This is a genomic window from Rhizobacter sp. P2_H2 (assembly GCF_056403375.1).
This window is the reverse complement of record NZ_JBFUFP010000644.1, coordinates 1-3,161: the sequence shown is the minus strand read 5'-3', so window position 1 is coordinate 3,161 and position 3,161 is coordinate 1. Positions and strand designations below refer to the sequence as shown.

The window sequence follows — 3,161 nt, the reverse complement described above, 5'->3', positions numbered from 1 at the left end:
CCTCGCGCGCGCCCTGCTGGCCGCGCGGCCCGACGATCGCCACGGCGGCCGCCAGCACCGCGTTCGGCGCGTTGCCGGCCTCGCGTGCCGCCTGGGCTGCCGCCAGCATCGGCGTGCCGTGCAGGTTGACGTGCGCGGCGATCGCCGTCGCGACGAGCCGCCGGTCGTTCTCGTCGCCGGCCTCGTGCAGCAGCGCCAGCTTGACGAGCGATTCGAACGGCAGCGTCGCCGCCTGCAGCATCGAGACGCCGTGCAGGCTGCTGAGCTGCGTCTGCGCATCCATCTGCGAGGCGCCGGATGCATCCTTCATCGGTTGCCGCGGCACGATGCCGCCCACCTGCCGGTTCACCTGCTCGACCTGCGCGRCATACGGCGCGGCCGGCGCCACCACCTGCAGCGCGAGCGCCGGCGGCAGCGCCAGCCCGGCGTCGGACGCGAACCAGGGCTTCAGCACCAGGCTGCCCTCGGGCTCGAAGTCGGGCAGCGTCGCGTTGGCCCGCATCACCGCCAGCAGCGCGGCCGGGATGTGCGCGATGTTGGTGACCAGCGCGCCGCGCGCCGAGAAGCGCGGTTCCTCGGGCGTGAAGATGCCGTCGACGCCGAACTTGTCGAGGAACCAGCGCTCCTTCGCCAGCGCATCGTCCTCGCAACCGGCCATCGCGCCGGCATGGCCCACCGCGCGCGTCAGCCGGCGTTTCCAGCGGCCGACCACGCAGGCCACCACCGGTTTCGTGAAGTGGGCGTCGAGCTCGTAGGTGCCGCCCGGCTCGCAGTACAGCACCGCGGCCTTGCTGCGCGCGTCGTTGGCGAGTGCGAACGCGAACTCGGGCGCGGCGTAGTGGATGTAGACGTCCTTGCCGCTGGAGACCACCGTGGTCGTGCCCCAGCCGCTCATGCGCAGGTATTGCGCGATGGTGGTCGAGAAGCCGCCGGAGTTCGAGAAGATCGCGATCGAGCCCGGCCGCAGCGTGTCGCCCGGCGCATCGCCGCCGAGCGCGCCACCGATGCGCACCCGGTTCCAGGCGTCGGCCACGCCCAGCCCGTTGGCGCCGAAGATGTCGACGCCGGCCTGCTGGCCCATCGCGCGGATCTCGCGCGCATCGTGCACCGGGATCTTCTCGGTGACGATGAAGATTTTCTTCAGCTGCGGGTTCACGCGGATCAGCTCGGCCACGCCGTCGCGCGCGGCCGCCGGCGGCAGGTAGACCACGCCGCAGTTGAAGCGGTGCCCGGCCTGCAGGCCGTCGCGCACGTTGTTGTAGACCGGGATGTCGCCCGACGCGGTGGTGAGCACCTGCCCGCCCTTGCCCGGCGCGGTGCCGAACACGACGTTGCCGCCCGACCAGGCATGGCCGATCGGCGTCACCTCGCTCGATTCGGCACCGAGGATGTTGAGCACGCAGACGCGGTCGTCGCGCGTCGCGATCTGCGCCAGCGAGCTGGTGCCCACGAAGTACCTGAAATCGCCGACGCCTTGTTTCTGCAAGGGATTCATCTGCATGGTGTTGCTCTCCTGGTGAGGGGTCTCATGCCGACTCCGGCAGGCCCAGCCCGGCCGCGAGCTGCGCGCGCCCGCCGGACTTCATCCACGCATCGGCCTGCTTCGCGTACGAGATCACCTGGCTGATGTCCGAATCGAAGCCGAACATCCGGTACGGCAGCCCGAGCTGGTCGCAGGTGTCGCGCAGCACCGCCATGCCGCGCACCAGGTTCGGCCCGCCGCGCCCGAGCACGACGTACAGCGGCGTGGCGCCGTGCAGGCCGACGTGCTCGCGCAGCGCGTCGGCGATCGCGCGCAGCGTCTCGTGGATGTCGGTGTTGTTCGACTTGCCGCCGATGATGAACAGCACGTTGGCCTGCTTCAGCCAGTGCCGGAAGCAGATGCGCGCGACCTCTTTCATCTTCTCGTACGGCGGGTTGCCGCCGAAGTCGGAGGAGATGATGGCCGCGTCGCCGAGCATCTCGGTCACCAGCGAATTCGCGCCGCCGCCGAAGGTGGGCGCGAGGATGGTGCCGCCGTCGTTGACGACGTAGACATCGCTCTGCCCCTGGTGCGTGCGCAGCTGGTTGATCTCCTGCTCGAAATCGGAGTGATCAGCGGTGAACAGGTGCGCCGGCAGGCCGAGCCGCGCCCAGCGCGGATCGTCGCGGTCGAAGCCGCACTTGAAGTCGCAGGCCACCGGCACCAGCCGGCCCTTCGCGTCCTCGCGCAGGCGGATCGGGTTCAGCTCGAGCGTCGTCATGCCGAAGTCGTGGAACAGGTCCCACAGCTTGGGCAACTGCTGCACCAGCGGCGAGATGATCTCGCGCGGCGCGCCGATCTCGCTGAGCGCGTTCGCGACGACGAAGGCCTTCAGGCCGGTCAGTGGATCGAACGGGACGACGGCGATCTCGCGGCGCTCGACCTCCTCGATGTCGACGCCGCCGCGGTGCGTCAGCGTCATCGTCGGTGCCCGGAAACGCGTCGAATCGGTGATCGAGAAATAGACCTCGTGCCGCGCCGGCACGCCGGCCTCGAAGGTGACGCCGTTGGCCTTGGCGCGCTGCCCGCCCACCGCGTGCTCGGCGAAGTACAGCCGCTCCTTCTCGGCCAGCGCCGCGCGCAGGTCGCTCGCCCGCCCCAGCAGCCCGGCCTTGCCCTTCTGGCCGATGCCGCCCTTGAACATCGGTTTCACGAACACCTGCCCATGGCGATCGATCAGCGACTTGATCTCTTCCTCGCTCGCGCCGGGCCCGAGCACCTCGGTGGCGGGGAAACCGACGAACTGCAACAGGCGCGCTCCGTGGAACATGCCGGTGATCTGCATGGGGTGTCTCCTTGTCGCTGTCGTTGCCAGGCGGTGCCGCAACGTGGCCGCGATGGTGCGCAGCCGGCCTGTCGAACCGCTGTCATCCGACGTTCATTCGGGCTATTCGACGCACAATGTCGCCCTTCCCCGACCCGCTCTGGAGAACRACGATGCCGATGCCCGAGACGCTGGAGAGCTTCATCGCGATGGTCGAGCGCAACGCGCACGCCGAGGCCTGCGAGGCGTTCTACACCGAGCGTTCGACGATGCAGGAGAACCAGTCGCCGCCACGCATCGGCCGCGACGCGCACGTGGCGGGTGAGCACAAGGTGATGGCGCGTGCGCGGTCGGTGCGCTCGCAGTGCGTGCGGC

1 protein-coding gene and 2 pseudogenes are annotated in these 3,161 nt (G+C 69.8%); 1 reads left to right on the top strand and 2 read right to left on the bottom strand.

The genetic code is table 11. The features are described 5' to 3' along the window. Positions 1-1,501 (bottom strand): annotated as a pseudogene (locus tag AC1D15_RS23965) (CoA-binding protein); the annotation flags it as partial. A 25-nt stretch (positions 1,502-1,526) separates the two neighbouring features. Next, positions 1,527-2,807, bottom strand: coding sequence for an ATP citrate lyase citrate-binding domain-containing protein (locus AC1D15_RS23960; protein WP_465113651.1), 1,281 nt, complete (start codon positions 2,805-2,807; stop codon positions 1,527-1,529). Between the two features lie 152 nt (positions 2,808-2,959). Here AC1D15_RS23960 and AC1D15_RS23955 point away from each other — a divergent pair. Then, a pseudogene (locus AC1D15_RS23955) lies at positions 2,960-3,161 on the top strand (nuclear transport factor 2 family protein); the annotation flags it as partial.